Genomic DNA, 18,385 nt, shown 5'->3' on the forward strand with positions numbered 1-18,385 from the left:
ATTCCTTGAAGGCTGACCCCATGAAGATCCTGATTTCCACCGATATCGAAGGCGTCGCCGGCGTCTTTCACGCCGAGCAAGTCCGCGCCGGCAATGGCGAATACGAGCGCGCCCGCGCCTGGATGACCGCCGAGGCCAACGCGGCCGTGCAAGGCGCCATTGCCGGTGGCGCCGAAGAAATCCTGGTCAACGATTCGCACGGCGGGTTTCGCAACCTGCTGCCCGATGGCCTGGACGAACGCGCGCGCCTGGTGCTGGGCAAGCCGCGTTACCTGGGCATGATGGGCGGCTTGGAAGAGGGCTGCGATGCCGTCTTCATGATCGGCTACCACTCGCGTTCGCAAGGGCGCGGCATCCTGGCGCACACGATCAACAGCTTTGCCTTCGCGCGCGTGCTGATCAACGGCATGGAGCTGGGCGAAGCGGGCCTGTACGGCGCGCTGGCCGGCGAAATGGGCGTGCCCGTGATCCTGGGCACGGGCGACGACGTGTTCATCGCGGAAACGCGCGACACGTTCCCCGGCGCTGAATGGGTGCAGACCAAAGTGGCGCACGGCCAGGGCAGCGGCGTGACCTTGTCGCCCGCCGCCTCGCGCCGCGCCATCGCCGCCGCGGCCGAAACCGCGGTGCGCAAGCTCAAGAGCGAGGCCACTTCCGCCGCCGATCCGAAACCCGTTCCTTTCCGCATTCCCGCCCCTATAGAATGCCGGTTGCAGACACAGAGCGCGGCGCTGGCCGACCTGTTCTGCATGTGGCCCACGCTGGAACGCGTGGACGGCGTCACCGTGCGATTCAACGTGGATAGCATGCAGTCGGCCGTCCGCACGTTGAACAGCCTGGCCGCCATGTCTTTCATGTTGCGCTAAGGATCCCATCCCCCATGTCTAGCACCGACGCCCGTATCGCCCAACTGCGGCAGGCCATGAGCCGCCGCGGCCTGTCCGCCTATATCGTCCCGTCCTCGGACCCGCACCTGTCCGAGTATCTGCCGGCACGCTGGCAAGGGCGGCGCTGGCTGTCGGGCTTCACGGGGTCGGTTGGCACGCTGGTCGTCACGGCGGACTTTGCCGGCCTGTGGGTGGACAGCCGCTACTGGGTGCAGGCCGAGACGCAACTGGCCGGCACCGGCGTGCAGTTGATGAAGATTGCGCTGGCGTCCACGCCCGGCCATGTCGACTGGCTGGCCGCCAACACCCGCGCGGGCGATGTCATCGGCGTGGACGGCCAGGTGCTGGGCCTGGGCGCGTTTCGCGCCTTGTCGGCCGCTGCCGCCAAGTCCGGCGCCACGCTGGAAATCCGCATAGACCTGCTGGACGACATCTGGACCGACCGCGCCGGCCTGCCCGACGCAAAGATCTACGAGCACGTCGCGCCCGAAGCCTGCGTGACTCGCGCCGACAAGCTGGCGCAAGTGCGCGACGCCATGCGCGAGCACGGCGCCGATGTGCATTTCATCTGCACGGTGGACGACATTGCCTGGCTGCTGAACCTGCGTGGCGCGGACGTGGACTACAACCCGGTGTTCGTTGGCCATGCGCTGATCGGCCTGGACCACGCCACGCTGTTCGTGGCGGACGGCAAGATCGACGACGCCCTGCGCGCCACGCTGGCCGCCGATGACGTCGAAGTGGCGGGCTATGCGCAGGCGGCCGACGCCTTGGCCTCGCTGGAACTGGACCAGACCTTGCTGATCGATCCGGCGCGTGTGACCTGCGGCGTGTTCCACGCCATGGATCCCGCCGTGCCGCGCATTGAAGCAATCAACCCGTCCACCTTGTTCAAGTCGCGCAAGACGGATGCCGAACTGGCCCATGTGCGCCAGGCGATGGCGCAAGACGGCGCCGCATTGTGTGAATTCTTTTCCTGGTTTGAAGGCGCGCTGGGCAAGGAAACCATTACCGAACTGACGATCGACGAGCAGATCACCGCCGCCCGCGCCCGCCGCCCGGCCTACGTCTGCCCCAGCTTTGCCACCATCGCCGGCTTCAACGCCAACGGCGCCATGCCGCATTACCGCGCCACGCCGCAATCGCATGCCACCATCGAAGGCGATGGCCTGTTGCTGATCGATTCGGGCGGCCAGTACCTGGGCGGCACCACCGACATCACGCGCGTGGTCGCGGTGGGCACGCCCAGCGCCGATCAGAAAGTGGACTTCACGCTGGTGCTCAAGGGCATGATCGCGTTGTCGCGCGCGTCGTTCCCGCGCGGCACGCCGTCGCCCATGCTGGACGCCATTGCGCGCGCGCCCATCTGGGAAGGCGGGGCGGAATACGGCCATGGCACCGGTCACGGCGTGGGCTATTTCCTGAACGTGCACGAAGGCCCGCAAGTGATCTCGTACCGCGCCATGCCGGGCCCGCACACCGCGATGGAGCCGGGCATGATCACGTCGAACGAACCCGGTATCTATCGCCCGGGCCGTTGGGGCGTGCGCATTGAAAACCTGGTTGCGAACCGCAGCTGGCTGACGTCGGAATTGGGCGAATTCCTGTGCTTTGAAACGCTGACGCTATGCCCGATCGACACGCGCTGCATCGAGGTGTCGCTGATGCGCGCCGACGAAATCGCGTGGCTGAACGACTATCACAAGACGGTGTTCGAGCGACTGTCGCCGCTGGTGCAAGGCGAGGCCCTGGCCTGGCTTGAACGCAGCACCGCGCCGATCAGCGCATAGGACGGTCGCCAGGGCGGGGCCGGCGACAACGCTCAGCCCGACTTCGCCGCCTGCCTGGCGCCCCAGTACAGCGCCAGGGCGCCGGCCATGCACCCCATCACCAGCAGCGCGGCGTAGATTGCCAGCACGGCGGCGCTTGCCGAATAAGACTGTGCGGCGCGCATCATCTGGCTCCATGTCATGGCGTTGACGGCCAGATAGGCCAGGCCGATGCCGGCCGCCTGCGCCAGCCAGAAGGCCAGGCTGCCATGGGCCACCGCGCGCCCCATCCGGGCGCGGCCGATGTGGCGCGGCAAAGCCTTCAGGCACGTGACGACGCACAGCGCAAGCAGCAGCGCGGGCAGCACCAGATAGCCCGACACGAAGGCCGTCCAACCGGCATCCAGAAACATCATTTGCAGGTAGCCGCCCGCGGCGATCGATACGGTCAACTGCCACGCCAGCATGGACAACCCGGCGATCCAGGCCGCATGCCGTCGACCGTAAGCGGGTGCGCCCGGCGCGCCCTTGCGTTGCACGGTCCAGGCAGCGATGCGCACGACCAGGCACATGCCGACGATTTCCAGCACGATATTCACGACGCGAAACAGCAGGGCCATGGTCAGGAACTGGCCGGTCAGCTCGAGGCCGAACTGCTGGGTCAGCGCGTCGCGGTTTTCCATGACGAAGTGCATGCCCACGTTGTGCAGGTAGGCGGTGGCGGCCGACACCATCAAGGTGTAGATCAGCTGCAAGGCGATGAAGGTGCCGAACAGCTTGCGCGGCTCGTCCACCGCCGTGGTGTTGTGGCGGCGCAGCCAGCCGTGCATCGTGCCCCACACGGTCAACCCGACCATGACGGCGGACGCCAGGATGTTGGTCAGCAGCGGCATCAGGTATTGCGGCTGGCTGTACATCTCGCGCATTTGGTCGAATTGCGGCAAGGCCAGCATGGTGTAGCCCTGCACCAGCGCACCATAAGCCAGGCGCACGATGACGGCGGTCAACGCCAGGCGCCAGGCAAGCGAAGCGGGGCCATGAGTCGAAGCAGGGGCCGCGGGAGGGGATGTCGGGGAAGGCGGCGCGGAGGCAGGAAACGTGGAAGGGGTCATCGACGGTGGCGGAAGGTTGAGAAAAGCGGGGTCGAAAATTAGGGATCGAACATATCACGGCGCCTTCGGCCCACGTGAATGCGGCGCGCCAGGGCGGGCATTTGAGTGCTGCCAAATGTTACGCGTCATCGCTAGGGGAAAACCCAAATAACTTCCGCCTCCCGGCTATAATCCAAATTTCCCGCACGCGCCCGCTCGTCCCGGGTGCTCATTACGATGACCAAATACGTATTTGTCACCGGCGGAGTGGTGTCTTCCCTGGGCAAGGGCATCGCCGCTGCGTCGCTCGCCGCCATTCTCGAGTCGCGTGGTTTGCAGGTCACCATGCTGAAGCTCGATCCGTACATCAACGTCGATCCGGGCACGATGAGCCCCTTCCAGCACGGTGAAGTGTTCGTCACGGAAGACGGCGCCGAAACCGATCTGGACTTGGGCCACTACGAGCGTTTCATTTCCGCTCGCATGCACAAGGTGAACAACTTCACCACCGGGCAGATCTACGAATCGGTGCTGCGCAAGGAACGGCGTGGCGACTACCTGGGCAAAACTGTCCAGGTGATTCCGCACATCACCAACGAAATCCAGGACTTCATCGCCCGTGGCGCCGAAGCGGGCTGGAACGGCAACACGGACGTCGCCATCGTCGAAATCGGCGGCACCGTGGGCGACATCGAGTCCCTGCCTTTCCTGGAAGCCGCGCGCCAGATGAGCCTGCGCATGGGCCGCAACAACGCGGCCTTCGTGCACCTGACCCTGGTGCCGTTCATCGCTTCCGCCGGCGAACTCAAGACCAAGCCTACGCAGCATTCGGTCCAGAAGCTGCGCGAAATCGGTATCTACCCGAACGCGCTGCTGTGCCGCGCCGACCGTCCCATCCCGGACGACGAGCGCGCCAAGATCTCGATGTTCTCGAACGTGCCGCTGGACGCCGTCATCTCCGTCTGGGATGCCGATTCCATCTACAAGATTCCCGCCATGCTGCACAAGCAAGGCGTGGACAACATCGTCTGCGAAGCGCTGGGCCTGACCCCGCCGCCGGCTGATCTGTCCATGTGGGACAACCTGGTCGAAGCGCTGGAGCACCCGCAGCACCAGTTGACGATCGGCATGGTCGGCAAGTACGTCGACCTGACCGAATCGTACAAGTCGCTGACGGAAGCGCTGGTTCACGCCGGCATCCACACGCGCTCGAAGATCAACATCGAATACATCGATTCCGAAGACATCGAAACCCGCGGCACCGACCAACTGAAGCATCTGGACGCCATTCTGGTCCCGGGCGGCTTCGGCAAGCGTGGCACCGAAGGCAAGATCGCCGCGATCCGCTACGCCCGTGAAAACGGCGTGCCGTATCTGGGCATCTGCCTGGGCATGCAACTGGCCGTCATCGAGTTCGCGCGCCACGTCGCCGGCCTGGGTGGCGCCAACAGCACGGAATTCGACCCGTCGGCGCCCCATCCGGTGGTGGCACTGATCACCGAATGGATGGACCGCGAAGGCAAGGTCGAAAAGCGCGACAATTCGTCCGACCTGGGCGGCACCATGCGCAAGGGCGCGCAGCGCGTGCCGATCAAGCCGGGCACCCGCGCGCAGACCATCTACGGCGACGAAGTGAACGAGCGTCACCGTCACCGCTACGAGGTCAACAACGTCTACGTGCCGCGACTGGAAGAGTCCGGCATGGTGATCAGCGCCCGCACGCCGACCGAAAACCTGCCGGAAATGATGGAATTGCCCGACCACCCGTGGTTCGTGGGCGTGCAGTTCCACCCGGAGTTCACGTCGACCCCGCGTGATGGCCACCCGTTGTTCTCCAGCTATATCCGCGCCGCCATCGAGCAGAAGTCTCGTCGCGGTCAGGAGGCGTAATGCCGGTTCGCGGTCTCGAGTTCCGTAAGCGGATCCTCGGGGCCGCGGCCCATTTCTCCAGCGCCGCACTAGGCGGCGGCGCTTCTTTCGGATACAACCAATTAGCATCGGACAGGTGTCGCCAGGCCGCTTTGCGCGACACTGGCGGCTTTGCCGTATCCGGCGCCCACCCCCTTTCAACGCCACTGCTCTGAAGGAACCCCATGAGTGCTTACATCATCGCCGAAGTCACGGTGACCAAGCCCGCGCAATACGAGGACTACAAGCGTCTGTCCACGCTCGCCATGCGCGCGTACGATGCCAAGGTCCTGGTGCGGGGCGGTGAGACCAAGCACCTTGAGGGCCGTAAGCCTGGCCGCACCGTCGTCATGGAATTTCCGTCGATGACCGCCGCCCAGGCCTTCTACGACTCCTGGCAGTACCGCCGTGCCCGCAACGCCCGCGAGGGCGCGGCCGTCATGAATATGTTTATCGTTCAGGGAATGTAAAGTCATGAGTGCAATCGTCGACATCATCGGCCGCGAGATTCTGGATTCGCGCGGCAACCCCACCGTGGAATGCGATGTGCTGCTGGAATCCGGCGCCATGGGCCGTGCGGCCGTGCCGTCCGGCGCATCCACCGGCGCCCGCGAAGCCATCGAGCTGCGCGACGGGGACAAGAGCCGTTATCTGGGCAAGGGCGTACTGCGCGCCGTTGAGAACCTGAATACGGAAATCTCCGAAGCCTTGATGGGCCTGGACGCCCAGGAACAGACCTTCGTCGATCGCACCTTGATCGAGCTGGACGGCACCGAGTCCAAGGAACGCCTGGGCGCCAACGCGATCCTGGCGGCCAGCATGGCCGTGGCCCGCGCCGCCGCCGACGAATCGGGCCTGTCGCTGTACCGCTATTTCGGCGGCAGCGGCCCCATGAGCATGCCCGTGCCGATGATGAACGTCATCAACGGCGGCGCGCACGCGAACAACACGCTGGACCTGCAAGAACTGATGATTCTGCCGGTGGGCGCGGGCAGCTTCCGCGAAGCCCTGCGTTGGGGCGCTGAAGTCTTCCACATGCTGAAAAAGCTGATCCACGGCCAGGGCATGTCCACGGCCGTTGGCGACGAAGGCGGCTTTGCCCCCAACGTCCCCAGCCATGAAGCCGCCATCCAGCTGATCCTGAAGGCCATCACCGAAGCCGGCTACGAGCCGGGCACGCAGATCGCCCTGGGCCTGGATTGCGCCAGCTCGGAGTTCTACCGCGACGGCAAGTACACGCTGGCCGGCGAAGGCGGCATCTCGCTGTCCTCGCAGGAATTCACCAACCTGCTGGCCACCTGGTGCGACAAGTACCCCATCATCTCGATCGAAGACGGCATGGCCGAAAACGATTGGGACGGCTGGAAGTTGTTGACCGACCAGTTGGGCAAGAAGGTGCAATTGGTGGGCGACGACCTGTTCGTCACCAACACCAAGATTCTGCGTGAAGGCATCCAGAAGGGCGTGGCCAACTCGATCCTCATCAAGATCAACCAGATCGGCACGCTGACCGAAACCTTCGCCGCCATCGAAATGGCCAAGCGCGCCGGCTACACCGCCGTCGTGTCGCACCGTTCGGGCGAAACCGAAGATTCCACCATCGCCGACATCGCCGTGGCGACCAACGCCATGCAGATCAAGACGGGTTCGCTGTCCCGTTCGGATCGCATGTCCAAGTACAACCAGCTGCTGCGTATCGAAGAAGAGCTGGCTGAAGTGGCGTCGTATCCTGGCCTGGAAGCTTTCTACAACCTGCGTTGATGGGAAGCGCGATGGCGACGCCCGACGCCGCCATCGCATCCGCGCCACGACTGCTCTGAGGGTTCTCGCGTATGCGCCTGTTGTTCCTGGTGCTGTTCGTGCTGGTAGGCTTGATCCAATACCCGCTTTGGCTGGGTAAGGGCGGCTGGTTCAAGGTCTGGGATTTGCAACGCCAAGTGGCCGAGCAGCGCGAGACCAACGAAGGCCTGCGCGCGCGTAACGCCGCGCTGGAAGCCGAAGTGCGAGACCTTGAAGGCGGCTCTGGCGCCATTGAAGAGCGCGCCCGCGGCGAGTTGGGCATGATGCGCGACGGTGAAGTGTTCGTTCACATCCTGCCGCAGAATGCGCAGCCGCCCGCCGGTGGCGCCACGCTGGCGACCGACGCGGCCACCAAGCCCGCCACGCCGGCACGCACCAGCGCCCCAGCGGCCAAGCCGCCGGCTGCTCGCGCCACACCCGCCGTCGCACCGAAGCCTGCCAACAGCACGCGTCAGTAAGCTTGCGGCGGCCGGCAACGGCTTGCTGGTCGTTGACAGCTGATCGCCGGTAACTCATAGCCGGTAACTCATAGCCGCTAACTCATAGCCGATAGCTCATAGCCGATGCCCCGCGTCAATCGCAGCGGGCATCGCGGCATGCTCCCATCACGATTTCCGCCGGCCTTGGCCGCGCGCCCGTCCAATCGACCGGGTGCGTGTGCATCTCCATTTCCAGTTCAACGTGAATCGGCAACAACCCATGCCTGCGAGCCACGCCCGCATAGCTGGCGTCGTTGCGCCCCAGCGCGGCGAGCACCGCTCGTACGGGGAACAGCCAAGGCTTGTGCAGATAAGTCAGCCGCAGCTTCAGGGTGTTGGCGTCGAAGATGGTGGCCGCGCCGGGGCGCGGCGGTCGCCTGGCGTGCTGCAAGTCCTGGTAGTCGTTGTCGATGGCGCGTCGGCCCGGCGCGGCCAGGACGGCCAAGTCCGTGCGGCCATGGTCGCGGAACATCCTGGCATTGGGCTGCAAGACTTCGATTCGCCACGCGCCAAGGCCCGTGCCCGCCGAGGCGTCGGCATGTGCGCGCGCCAGCCTGCGCCTCGCACCGGCTTCGCCGTCGGCGCCGGCATGCAGGGCCAGCAAGCCTTGAATGAAGGCATCGCGCATAGGGGCCGGTTGCGCATGGGCGGTGGCGCCGGCGCGCGCGGCTTCCATCAGCGCCACGTGCGCCATTTGGCGCACGGCTTGCCAGCGTGCTGCTTCAATGCCCAGCAGGCCCATCAGCAACACCATGGCGCCCGCCACGGCGAATTCAATGGCGGCGGCGCCCCGCTGGCGCGAGGCGGCAAAGAAAAAGGCGGTCATGGCTGCGCAGTGTGGCGCGGGCATGACCGCCTGTCGATACGGACAATCCGAGGTGATGAAAATGTCCCGCAGGGCGGGACGCGGCGCTATCAGTGCACCGTGGGCGGCGCGTCGTCGGCGGCAGGCTGGTTCGGCGAGAACAACGTGGCGCAATCCACGGCGTCGAACTTATAGGGCTTGCCACAGAAGTCGCATGACACATCCACTTGGCCGCGCTCGGCCAGGACGCTGTTGACCTCTTCTTCGCCCAGCGAACGCAGCATGCTGGCGACGCGCTCGCGCGTGCAAGGGCAATGCCAGCGCACGGGCGCCGGGTCGAACGCCAGCAAGGTGTCTTCCCAGAACAGGCGATGGATCAAGGTGTCGATGTCGGCTTCCAGCACTTCGTCGCGCTTGAGCGTGCTGGCCAGGGCGACCACACGGTCCCAGGTTTCGGCGGCGGCTTGCTCGGTCAACAGTGGGGCGTCGGTGCCACCATGGAACGGCAGGCGTTGCACCAGCATGCCGGCGGCGTTGTCGGCATCGGCGGCCAGCCACAAGCGCGTGTCCAGCTGTTCGGAGGCCTTCATGTAGTGTTGCAGCGCTTCTGCCACCGTGTCGCCTTCCAGCGGCACAATGCCCTGGTAGGTTTGCTGGCCCGGCAGCTTGCGCTGCGGGTCCAGCACGACGATGAAGCGGCCGTTGCCGCCCGGGTTCAGCAGACTTTGCATGGTGCCATCGGACGGCACTTCGTGGCCTTCGCGCACTTTGACGGTGGCGCGCAGGCTCAGGTCCGAACGGCATTCCACCACCAGCAGGGCGATGGGGCCGTCGCCCTGGATCTGAAGCACCAGCGAGCCATCGAATTTGATGTTGGCGGCAAGCAAGGTAGAGGCCGCCACCAATTCGCCCAGCAGATGGGTGATGGCGGGCGGGTAGTCGTGGTTGGCCTGGACGGCCTTCCAGGTCGCGTCCAGGCGGACGGCCTGGATGCGGACGCTGCGGTCTTCGGTAAGGTATTTTTTGAGCTGATCGGTCATGGGGGAATGTTAGCCGATCAGGCCACCCAATTCCCCCTGCTGCCAGCAGGGCTACGGCAACTGCCCCGGGCGCTCAGGCCAGGCGCTTGAGGGCCGTCTTGTAGTGTTGGCCGCGCGCCACGTAATGGGCGGTGTTCTTGTGCAGATTGGCGATTTCTTCTTCGGACAGTTCGCGCACGATCTTGCCGATGCCGATCACCAATGAGTTGTCGGGAATGACGCGGTCTTCCGGGATGATGGCGCCGGCGCCGATCAGGCAGTTGCGCCCGATCACCGCGTTGTTCAGCACGATGGCCTGCATGCCCACCAGCGCGCCTTCGTGGATGGTGCAGCCGTGCAACATGGCCTGATGGCCCACGGTGACATTCGGGCCGATGGTCATGGGACAGCCGCTATCGACGTGCAGGACGCTGGATTCCTGGATATTGGTGCCATGGCGGATCAGGATGGCGTCGTTGTCGCCCCGGATCGACACGTGCGACCAGATGCTGACGCCGGCTTCCAGCGTGACATTGCCGATGATGTCGGCGCTGTCGGCGACATAGGCGGCGGGGTCGATGCGGGGGATCAGGTCGTCAAGCTGGTAGATGGGCATTGCCTAGGTTTCCGATAATTTTTCAGGGCCCGCAGGGGCAGGCGCGACGTTCTCGGCGGGTGCGGCGGCGTCAGCGAGGCCGGGCGTGGCGGCGGGCGAGGGTGGTGGCGTGGGCGATTTCGGCACGGCGGCGGGCGTGGCGGGCGCGGACACCTTGGACGTATCTGCGGGAGCGGACGGCTTGGGCGCTGGCGGCGCGGCGGTGGGCGCTGGCGGCGTGGACGCCTTCGGTGCCACGGTTGCCGCTTGCGTCGCGACCGTCGCAGGTGCCCCGGTTGCCGCAGGCGCCGCTGCCGGTGCCGTCGCCGCGATGTGTGCGCGCTCTTGCTCGCGTTGGCGCAAGATGCGGCGTTGGATTTTCCCGGTCGTGGTCATCGGCAATTCGTCGACGAACTCGATCTCTTTCGGGTATTCGTACGGCGCCAGGCGCTCACGAACATGCTCTTGCAGGTTTTCGATGATCTCGCCGCGGTCGCGCTGGGCGAATTCGGGCGTCAGCACGACATAGGCCTTGACCAGCGCGCCCCGTTCGGCGTCCGGCTTGGGCACCACGGCGGCGTTGGCCACGGCGGGGTGGCCGACCAGGCAGCTTTCGATTTCGCCGGGGCCGATGCGGTAACCGGCCGACTTGAACACGTCATCGGCACGCCCGGCGTACCAAAGGTAGCCGTCCGCGTCGACGGTGGCCAGGTCGCCCGTCAGGCACCAGTCGCCCTTGAATTTGGCTTGGGTGGCGGCTTCGTTGCGCCAATAGCCCAGGAACATCACGGGGTCGGGAAAGCCGTGGATGTCCAGCCGGTTGACGGCAATTTCCCCGGTTTCACCAGGCGCCACCGGCTGCCCATCGTCGTTCAGCACCGCCACCTGATGGCCGGGATACGGGCGGCCCATGCTGCCCGCGCGGGCGGGCCAGCGCTTCTGGCTATTGCCCACCACGTAGTTCATTTCGGTTTGGCCGAACATCTCGTTGGGCGTCACGCCCAGCGCCGACTGGCACCATTCAAATACCGTTTCCCCCACGCTTTCGCCCGCACTCATGATGGAACGCAGCGCCAGCTGGTAATGGTCGCGGGGCTGGGGCACCGCCTTCATCATCATTTTCAGCGCCGTGGGAAACAGGAAAGTATTGGTGACCTGGTAGCGCTCCATGAGCTCAAACGCGCGCTCGGGCGAAAAGCGGCCGCGCGTGCCCACAATGGGATGGCCGAAATACAGGGTCGGCAACAGCGCATCCATCATGCCGCCCGTCCAGGCCCAATCGGCTGGCGACCAGAACACGTCGCCAGGCTTGGGGAACCAGTCTTGCGAGGCGACGAAGCCCGGCAGGTTGCCGATCAACACGCTGTGGGGCAGTAGCGCGCCCTTGGGCGCGCCGGTGGTGCCTGACGTATACAGCAGAATGGCCGGGTCCGACGAACGCGTCGGAACGGCCTTGAATTCGTTGGGTTGGCGGGCAAGCAGGCTGCGCCACGGCAGCACCCGCTCGTCAGCGAAGCCGATGCCGATGATCTGTTGCAGGTTGGGGCAGTTGTCGCTGACGGCCAGCAGATTGGCGCTGGAAGCGTGGTCCACGATGGCGACCCGAGTTTCGGAGTCACGCAAACGGGCTTCCAGTGCCTCGGGGCCGAACAGTGCCGACAGGGGCAAGACGACGCCGCCTACGGTGTAGATGGCCATGTGGGCCACCACCGTTTCCGGCCGTTGCCCCAGCACCACACCGACGCGATCGCCCCGGCCCACGCCCATCTTCACCAGGCCGTTGGCCAGCTGATTGACGGCTTCGGCCAGGCGGGCATAGGTCCAGACTTCGCGGTTGCCCGATTCGTCTTCGTAGTAGATGGCGATGCGCCGCGCATCCGGACTACTGGATGCCCAGCGGTGGCAGCACGCTTCCGCGATGTTGAACTGGGTGGGAACCAGCCAGCGGAATGTTTGGTAGAGCGCCTGATATTGGTCGTTCATGGCCCTATGTTGTAAGCATGTTGCAGCTGCGTGAACGGGCCGGCTCGCCCGTTGCCTCAGATGCAAGCATGACCTAGAGGGCCGTGAACTGCAATATCCCCGTTGCGTAATGGGGACGCATACGGGTTATCACGGGTGTTTGCTTTGGCGGCGAAGCGCTGAGGGCAGGGCGGGTAGTGACAGCGATCGCGGGGGGCGGGCAGCGGGCTCGGCCTGGCGTTCGGCCTGGATGGCGGCCCAGTCCAGCAGCTGCAACTGGCCATCGTGGGTCTCCGCCAGCGCCGACAGGCTTTCGACCCAATCGCCGTCATTGCAGTAGAGGATGCCGCCGACGTCTCGCAATTCCGCCTTGTGGATGTGGCCGCAGACCACGCCGTCCAGGCCCCGCCGACGCGCCTCACCGGCCAGCGCTTCTTCGAAGTCGGTAATGAACGACACCGCGTTCTTGACCTTGTGCTTCAAATATTGCGACAGCGACCAGTAGTGCAGCCCCAGGCGATGCCGCAGCCGGTTGAAGTGGTGGTTGATCCACAGGGCCAGCTGATAAAGCCCGTCGCCCAGGTGGGCCAACCAGCGGCTGTGCTGGATGACGCCGTCGAATTGGTCGCCGTGCAGCACCAGCAGCCGCAAGCCTTTGGCGGTGACGTGCACGTCTTCATCCAGGATTTCAATGTCGCCGAACGCGTAGCCCGCAAATTCCCGCGCGAATTCGTCGTGGTTGCCGGGGATGAACACGACCCGCGTGCCGTTGCGCGCCTTGCGCAGAATGCGTTGAATGACGTCGTTGTGCGCGCGCGGCCAGTGCCAGTGCTTGCGCAGTTGCCAGCCGTCGACGATGTCGCCCACCAGATACAGGGTGTCCGAGTCGTTGTGGTCCAGGAAATCAAGCAGGAATTCCGCCTTGCACCCGGCAGTGCCCAGGTGAATATCGGAAATCCAAAGGGCACGCCAGTGCGCGGGGCGGATTTCGTTCACGGTCGCTTCCATGTGGGCTGTCGTCATGCCTTGGAATCAAACCATCCGGCGATGACGGGCGTGTGAAGCTATCGTGACGCTGTTGTGACGGGTGCGGCCTCGGCGCGGGGCGGCTAGCGGGATTTCTGACGTTGCGGCGCGTTGCGCAGCCGCGTGCCAAGCAGGCGGTCGTGCAGGAACTGGCCGTCCGGGTCGAACCAGGACCAGATAAAAATCGTGAACGGCGCGGCCACGATGAACATGTCCATCGACGCCCAGCCCGTGAGGCGGGCGGCGCCCCACACCACGGCCGCGCCGGCCAGCACCAGCGGCCAGACAAGCACGTAGCGCAAGATCAGGCGGCCGGTTGCCGGCGTGTTGCCGTCACGGTCCACCAGCCGGATATTCCAGGTTTTCATGGGCAGGGTCTGCCCGCGCCGACGCCAGCACAGCACGAAATACGCGCCAATCGCCACAAACAACCACGCTTGCCGCGCTGGGCGCAATTCCAGCGCGTTCTTGCTTTGCGTCAGCGTGTCCAGCAGATAGCCGGCCAGGAAGACGACGCCGAACAGCAACACGGCCTCGTACATCATGCAGGCAAAGCGGCGCAGCCGGTTGGGGGTCTGATCTAGGAAGGCGTCGGTCGTCATGGGTCGGCATTATCCGACAAAAAAAAACCCGCCGGTAAGGGCGGGTCTATAAAAGGGGCTATGCAGCCCCCAAGGGGAAAATCGTTTGGGCCGCGACGTCAGGCCCGGTCCGGCTTCAGGCGGCGGAGTGCGCGTTCTTGGCGCTCGTCTTGCCAACCAGGGCCTTCACGCCGTGAGCCAGCTTACGCAGGCCTGCGGCCAACGCCCGCATCGGGTGCGGACGGAATTGTTCTTCAATTGCCTGGAGCATCAGTTGGCGCTCGAGTTCGTCGGTCAGGCGGATGGTGTTGTTCGGGTTGATCACAATAGCCTCCACGGGCTTGCTCAGTTGTTTAGCTACTAGGGATAACCCGAATTATAGGGGTTTACCCTCAAACTGTGCAAGAGGCAGATGCAAGCTGGTGCAACACGGCAACACCTTGGTGCTGATGATGCCCCAAAACCGGGCGGCGGGGCACCATAAGCAAAGATACGGCCGGCATGTTGCGGCGCTTTTACAACGTGGCGGTGAACGTCGGGGAAGGGGGCTGCCCGGGCGAGAGCCGCCCGGGCAAGGCGGCGATCAGGCGTCGCGGTAGCCGGCGGCAACCAGTTCGAAACCGAACAGGCGGCAGTCCAGCGCGCCGTTGTGCAAGGGCACGCGGCGCTTGGGCTTCAGGCGCATCTGGTTGGGCAGCGTCATGTCGCTGGTGATGACGTGCAGCTGCCAACCGGCAAAATTGCGCTTCAGGCAGGTGGCCCAGTCACGCCACAAATCGGCGTCCTGTTCGGTCTGCATGCGCTCGCCGTAGGGTGGATTGGTGACAATCCAGCCGTGGTCGGCGGGCGCCGTTATTTCGCGGGCGTCGCCGATTTCAAAGCGGATCGAGTCGGCGGTGAGCCAAGCACGTTCGGCATTGTTCTGAGCGAATTCAATGGCTTGCGGATCCAGGTCGTAACCGACCAGGGGTGCGTCCAGCTGAGGCAGGATGCGCGAACGGGCATCGTCCTTCAGGTCGCGCCAGCGGTAGGCGTCGTGGTCGCGCAGGCGTTCAAAGCCAAAGGGGCGCGAAATGCCCGGGGGCACGCCCAGGGCGATCCAGGCCGCTTCGATCAGGATGGTGCCCGAGCCGCAGAAGGGGTCCAGCAGCGGGGCGGCGGGGTCCCACCCTGCCAGGGCCAGCATGCCGGCGGCCAGGTTTTCGCGCAGGGGGGCTTCGCCCTTGTCCAGGCGCCAGCCACGCTTGAAGAGCGATTCGCCGGACGTATCCAGGTATAGCGTGGCGGTGTGGCCCGTCAGGAACAGGTGGACGCGGGCGTCCGGGCGCACGGTGTCGATGCTGGGGCGCTCGCCTTCCAGCTCGCGCAGGCGGTCGCAGATGCCATCCTTGGCGCGCAGATTGCAGTACTGCAAGCTTTGCACCGGGCTCTTGATGGCCGAGGTGTCCACGCGCAGCGTTTGTTCGGCGCCGAACCAGCGTTCCCAGGGGGTGTCGCGGGCGAGGTCCAGGATGTCGTCTTCGTGCGAAATCTCGGCGTGCGCAACCTGCACCAGGATGCGGGTCGCCAGGCGCGAATACAGGTTGGCGCGCTGCACGCCCGACCAGTCGGCGGTGAACGAGCAGCCCGCGCGGCCTGCCTGGGCGTCTTCATAGCCCAGCGCCTGCATCTCGGCCGTCAGGGCCTCTTCCAGGCCTTGAGGGCAGGGCGCGAATACGGTGAACACTTCCGCCTGGCGGGGCTCGCGCGGGCGGCGGCTGCGGGTCTCGACGCTGGGCGCGCGATCCTGGTGGTCGTCGTGCGCGTCGTCCTGGTAATCGTCGTGCACGTCGCGGTAATCCGGTTGCGATGCCTCTACGGACGGTTCGGCCTGGAAGTCGGGCGCGGGGCCGTCATCTTCGAAGGGATCGTAGAAACGGCCTGCCGGGGTGGCCGGTGCAATGTACTGGTCATCGCGCAGGCGCGGCGCGCGTTGCGGCGGGCGGCCGGAACGGGCGCTAGGTGCGGCGTCGCGACGCGTATCGTCGGAGCGGTCACGGGAAGGCTGGTTGCGATCGTATCTGCCACGCTCGGACGTGCCGCGATCGGAGGAGCCGCGCTCGGAGGAGCTACGGCCTGCCGGGCCGCGCCCTTCACCCCGGCTGGGCTGGCCGCGATCGTATTGACCGCGTTCCGCGCCGCCACGGGGCGCCTGGCCACGCGCGCCGGCGCCCGGCTTGCGGCGCGCCTCTTCTTCCTGGCGGCGTTGATAGCCTTCCGGGTCTTTCTGGCGTTCGACGTTTTCCTTGGTGCGCGAGATCTGCGCGACCAGCTTGGCGCGGGCGCCCGTGCGGGTGCGCTTGGGCGCCTCGACGGCGTGGGCGTCACGCGCCGTTTTTTTGATCGTCAGCGTCTTGCGCGGGCGGTCCTGTTCATCAGAGGACATACGAATCCTGGCGAATGTGCAAAGGTAGGGGGAATCAGAAGGGTTTGACGACGACCAGCGCCACCACCACCAAGAGCAGCAAGACGGGAACTTCGTTGAACCAGCGATAGAACTTATGCGAACGGGTGTTTTTGCCCTGTTCGAATTTACGCAGCATCAAGCCACAGGCGTGATGGTAGCCGATGACGAGCAGGACGAAAAAGAGTTTGGCGTGCATCCAGCCGTTGCCCGGGCCCACGCCGATGCGGTAACCCAGATACAGCCACATGCCGAACACAATGGCCACCACGGCCAGAATGGTGGTGAAACGATACAGCCGGCGCGCCATGCCCAGCAGCGTCACCTGGACGGACGCGTCCGACTGCTGCGCCAGATTCACGAAAATGCGGGGCAGGTAGAACAACCCGGCAAACCAGGAAGCGATGAAGACGATGTGAAAGGTCTTGACCCAAAGCATGGCCATGGCGGCATCCAATCTAGGAAAGCCGCATTGTAAGGCCGCCGGATGGTCCCCCGCGCCGCCGCTAGATCACATACAGATCCACGTATTCGTGCACCGGCATGGCCTCCAGCGCCTGCTGGTCCAGCGACACGTCAAGAATGCGCCGCTGCTGCCTGGCCGGGAACATGCGCGCCAGATTGGTGCGGAACTTGGCCTCCAGCAACGGAATGCCGTCGGCGCGGCGGCGCTTGTGGCCGATCGGGTATTCGCAGACGATTTCGTCCAGCTTGGATCCGTCCACGAATTCCACCGTCAGTGCGTTCGCGATCGAGCGCTTGTCCGGATCGTGGTAATCGCGGGTGAAGGCGGGATCTTCCACGCATACGATCTTGTCGCGCAAGACGTCGATGCGCGGGTCGCGCGCCACGTCGTCTTCGTAGTCGGCGGCCGTCAAGCGGCCGAACAGCACGGGCACCGCCACCATGTACTGGATGCAATGGTCGCGGTCGGCCGGGTTGTTCAGCGGACCCTTCTTGTCGATGATGCGGATGCACGCCTCATGCGTGCGAATGGTGATGGCCTTGATGTCTTCCGGCCGTTTGCCCAGCGCATCGAGCTTTACGTGCAGCTCCATGGCGCATTCCACGGCGGTCTGCGAATGGAACTCGGCCGGGTACGAAATCTTGAACAGCACGTTTTCCATCACGTAGCTGCCATACGGCCGCTGGAACTTGAACGGCTGGCCCTTGAAAAGCACGTCGTAAAAGCCCCACGTCTTGGCGGTAAGCACCGACGGGTAGCCCATCTCGCCGGTTTTCGCGATCAGCGCCAGGCGCACGGCGCGGCTGGTGGCGTCACCCGCCGCCCAGCTTTTCCGGCTGCCGGTGTTGGGGGCGTGGCGATACGTGCGCAGGCTTTGGCCGTCGACCCAGGCCAGCGACACGGCGTTGATGACCTCGTCGCGGTCCAGCCCAAGCATCTGCGCCACCACGGCGGTGGACGCGACCTTGACCAGCACCACGTGGTCCAGCCCGACCTTGTTGAACGAATTTTCCAGCGCGATGCAGCCCTGGATCTCATGCGCCTTGATCATGCCGGTCAGCACGTCGCGCATCGTCAAGGGGGCTTTGCCGGCGGCGACCGCGGTGCGGGACAACCAATCCGCCGTGGCCAGGATGCCGCCCAGATTGTCGGACGGATGGCCCCATTCGGCGGCCAGCCATGTGTCGTTGAAATCCAGCCAGCGGATGATCGTGCCGATGTTGAACGCGGCCTGCACCGGGTCAAGTTGAAACGACGTGCCGGGCACCTTGGCGCCATGGGGCACCACCGTGCCCGGCACAATCGGCCCCAGCAGCTTCTTGCATGCCGGGTATTCCAGCGCTTCCAGGCCGCAGCCCAGCGTGTCGATCAGGCAGTTGCGGGCGGTCTCATACGCCAGGCTGCTCTTGATCTCGTAGTTAATAACGTAGTCCGCGATATCGACCAAAACCTGATCGGGATCGGGACGTACGTTTGAGATTGGGGCGGACATTGCGAACCCTCCTTAGCGAAGAAGTGAATACAGGTGGCCATGCCGCGCCTTGTTCTCGTTAT

At 65.0% G+C, this 18,385-nt stretch carries 16 protein-coding genes and 1 pseudogene; 6 read left to right on the top strand and 11 right to left on the bottom strand.

Annotation, left to right across the window (positions count from 1 at the left end; translation table 11 throughout):
• Nucleotides 1-20: 20 nt before the first annotated feature.
• Both KYT87_RS06810 and KYT87_RS06815 read left to right on the top strand, forming a co-directional pair.
• Entirely contained in the window at nucleotides 21-866 is an 846-nt protein-coding gene (locus KYT87_RS06810; RefSeq protein ID WP_046802643.1) for a M55 family metallopeptidase, read from the top strand.
• A gap of 14 nt (nucleotides 867-880) precedes the next feature.
• Nucleotides 881-2,677 carry an aminopeptidase P family protein gene (locus KYT87_RS06815; RefSeq protein WP_219991894.1) on the top strand — a complete coding sequence of 599 codons (1,797 nt, stop codon included), beginning with the start codon at nucleotides 881-883 and terminating at the stop codon, nucleotides 2,675-2,677.
• Between the two features lie 32 nt (nucleotides 2,678-2,709).
• On the opposite strand, the gene KYT87_RS06820 is transcribed toward KYT87_RS06815, so the two are convergent.
• Nucleotides 2,710-3,663: a hypothetical protein gene (locus KYT87_RS06820; RefSeq protein WP_255593978.1), complete on the bottom strand. Its 954-nt coding sequence runs from the start codon at nucleotides 3,661-3,663 to the stop codon at nucleotides 2,710-2,712.
• Nucleotides 3,664-3,984: 321 nt separating this feature from the next.
• Between KYT87_RS06820 and KYT87_RS06825 the strand changes: the two genes are divergently transcribed.
• From KYT87_RS06825 to ftsB, 4 genes are all read left to right on the top strand, one after another.
• Nucleotides 3,985-5,637 carry a CTP synthase gene (locus KYT87_RS06825; RefSeq protein ID WP_046802645.1) on the top strand — a complete coding sequence of 551 codons (1,653 nt, stop codon included), beginning with the start codon at nucleotides 3,985-3,987 and terminating at the stop codon, nucleotides 5,635-5,637.
• 203 nt (nucleotides 5,638-5,840) lie between these two features.
• Nucleotides 5,841-6,125, top strand: coding sequence for a DUF1330 domain-containing protein (locus KYT87_RS06830; RefSeq protein WP_046802646.1), 285 nt, complete (start codon nucleotides 5,841-5,843; stop codon nucleotides 6,123-6,125).
• 4 nt (nucleotides 6,126-6,129) lie between these two features.
• Nucleotides 6,130-7,416 (top strand): phosphopyruvate hydratase, encoded by a 1,287-nt coding sequence (gene eno / locus KYT87_RS06835; protein ID WP_046802647.1) that lies wholly within the window; start codon nucleotides 6,130-6,132, stop codon nucleotides 7,414-7,416.
• 71 nt (nucleotides 7,417-7,487) lie between these two features.
• Nucleotides 7,488-7,913: a cell division protein FtsB gene (gene ftsB / locus KYT87_RS06840; protein WP_219991895.1), complete on the top strand. Its 426-nt coding sequence runs from the start codon at nucleotides 7,488-7,490 to the stop codon at nucleotides 7,911-7,913.
• A gap of 115 nt (nucleotides 7,914-8,028) precedes the next feature.
• Here the strand turns inward: ftsB and KYT87_RS06845 are convergent, their stop codons facing one another.
• The 10 genes and pseudogenes from KYT87_RS06845 to KYT87_RS06890 all read right to left on the bottom strand — a co-directional run bounded on the left by KYT87_RS06845 (nucleotide 8,029) and on the right by KYT87_RS06890 (nucleotide 18,323).
• Entirely contained in the window at nucleotides 8,029-8,760 is a 732-nt protein-coding gene (locus tag KYT87_RS06845) for a TadE/TadG family type IV pilus assembly protein (protein WP_219991896.1), read from the bottom strand.
• 89 nt (nucleotides 8,761-8,849) lie between these two features.
• A complete protein-coding gene (hslO, locus tag KYT87_RS06850; protein ID WP_046802650.1) occupies nucleotides 8,850-9,779 on the bottom strand; it encodes an Hsp33 family molecular chaperone HslO in 930 nt (309 codons plus the stop codon).
• 73 nt (nucleotides 9,780-9,852) lie between these two features.
• Nucleotides 9,853-10,374, bottom strand: a complete 522-nt coding sequence (locus KYT87_RS06855; RefSeq protein ID WP_006218111.1) for a gamma carbonic anhydrase family protein — start codon at nucleotides 10,372-10,374, stop codon at nucleotides 9,853-9,855.
• Nucleotides 10,375-10,689: 315 nt separating this feature from the next.
• Nucleotides 10,690-12,336 (bottom strand): annotated as a pseudogene (locus KYT87_RS06860) (acyl-CoA synthetase); the annotation flags it as partial.
• Between the two features lie 129 nt (nucleotides 12,337-12,465).
• A complete protein-coding gene (locus KYT87_RS06865) occupies nucleotides 12,466-13,338 on the bottom strand; it encodes a UDP-2,3-diacylglucosamine diphosphatase (RefSeq protein WP_088588017.1) in 873 nt (290 codons plus the stop codon).
• Nucleotides 13,339-13,424: 86 nt separating this feature from the next.
• Nucleotides 13,425-13,943: an RDD family protein gene (locus KYT87_RS06870; RefSeq protein WP_219991897.1), complete on the bottom strand. Its 519-nt coding sequence runs from the start codon at nucleotides 13,941-13,943 to the stop codon at nucleotides 13,425-13,427.
• A gap of 115 nt (nucleotides 13,944-14,058) precedes the next feature.
• Nucleotides 14,059-14,247: a hypothetical protein gene (locus KYT87_RS06875; RefSeq protein ID WP_046802652.1), complete on the bottom strand. Its 189-nt coding sequence runs from the start codon at nucleotides 14,245-14,247 to the stop codon at nucleotides 14,059-14,061.
• Nucleotides 14,248-14,505: 258 nt separating this feature from the next.
• Entirely contained in the window at nucleotides 14,506-15,882 is a 1,377-nt protein-coding gene (locus KYT87_RS06880) for a class I SAM-dependent RNA methyltransferase (protein ID WP_370638770.1), read from the bottom strand.
• A gap of 499 nt (nucleotides 15,883-16,381) precedes the next feature.
• The gene (locus tag KYT87_RS06885) at nucleotides 16,382-16,810 is read right to left on the bottom strand and encodes a CopD family protein (RefSeq protein ID WP_185975319.1); all 429 of its coding nucleotides are present in this window, start codon (nucleotides 16,808-16,810) and stop codon (nucleotides 16,382-16,384) included.
• Nucleotides 16,811-16,871: 61 nt separating this feature from the next.
• Nucleotides 16,872-18,323: a bifunctional 2-methylcitrate dehydratase/aconitate hydratase gene (locus tag KYT87_RS06890; protein ID WP_219991899.1), complete on the bottom strand. Its 1,452-nt coding sequence runs from the start codon at nucleotides 18,321-18,323 to the stop codon at nucleotides 16,872-16,874.
• Between the last annotated feature and the right edge of the window lie 62 nt (nucleotides 18,324-18,385).

It is taken from the genome of Achromobacter sp. ES-001 (genome assembly GCF_019448355.1).
Taxonomy (GTDB): domain Bacteria; phylum Pseudomonadota; class Gammaproteobacteria; order Burkholderiales; family Burkholderiaceae_B; genus Achromobacter; species Achromobacter spanius_B.

Excerpts from the sequence above, each read along its gene's own strand:
- KYT87_RS06890 (WP_219991899.1), bottom strand. The coding sequence starts at position 18,323 with ATGTCCGCCCCAATCTCAAACGTACGTCCCGATCCCGATCAGGTTTTG.
- KYT87_RS06870 (WP_219991897.1), bottom strand. The coding sequence starts at position 13,943 with ATGACGACCGACGCCTTCCTAGATCAGACCCCCAACCGGCTGCGCCGC.
- KYT87_RS06830 (WP_046802646.1), top strand. The coding sequence starts at position 5,841 with ATGAGTGCTTACATCATCGCCGAAGTCACGGTGACCAAGCCCGCGCAA.
- ftsB (WP_219991895.1), top strand. The coding sequence starts at position 7,488 with ATGCGCCTGTTGTTCCTGGTGCTGTTCGTGCTGGTAGGCTTGATCCAA.
- KYT87_RS06845 (WP_219991896.1), bottom strand. The coding sequence starts at position 8,760 with ATGACCGCCTTTTTCTTTGCCGCCTCGCGCCAGCGGGGCGCCGCCGCC.
- KYT87_RS06885 (WP_185975319.1), bottom strand. The coding sequence starts at position 16,810 with ATGGCCATGCTTTGGGTCAAGACCTTTCACATCGTCTTCATCGCTTCC.
- eno (WP_046802647.1), top strand. The coding sequence starts at position 6,130 with ATGAGTGCAATCGTCGACATCATCGGCCGCGAGATTCTGGATTCGCGC.
- hslO (WP_046802650.1), bottom strand. The coding sequence starts at position 9,779 with ATGACCGATCAGCTCAAAAAATACCTTACCGAAGACCGCAGCGTCCGC.
- KYT87_RS06865 (WP_088588017.1), bottom strand. The coding sequence starts at position 13,338 with ATGACGACAGCCCACATGGAAGCGACCGTGAACGAAATCCGCCCCGCG.
- KYT87_RS06855 (WP_006218111.1), bottom strand. The coding sequence starts at position 10,374 with ATGCCCATCTACCAGCTTGACGACCTGATCCCCCGCATCGACCCCGCC.
- KYT87_RS06810 (WP_046802643.1), top strand. The coding sequence starts at position 21 with ATGAAGATCCTGATTTCCACCGATATCGAAGGCGTCGCCGGCGTCTTT.
- KYT87_RS06825 (WP_046802645.1), top strand. The coding sequence starts at position 3,985 with ATGACCAAATACGTATTTGTCACCGGCGGAGTGGTGTCTTCCCTGGGC.
- KYT87_RS06815 (WP_219991894.1), top strand. The coding sequence starts at position 881 with ATGTCTAGCACCGACGCCCGTATCGCCCAACTGCGGCAGGCCATGAGC.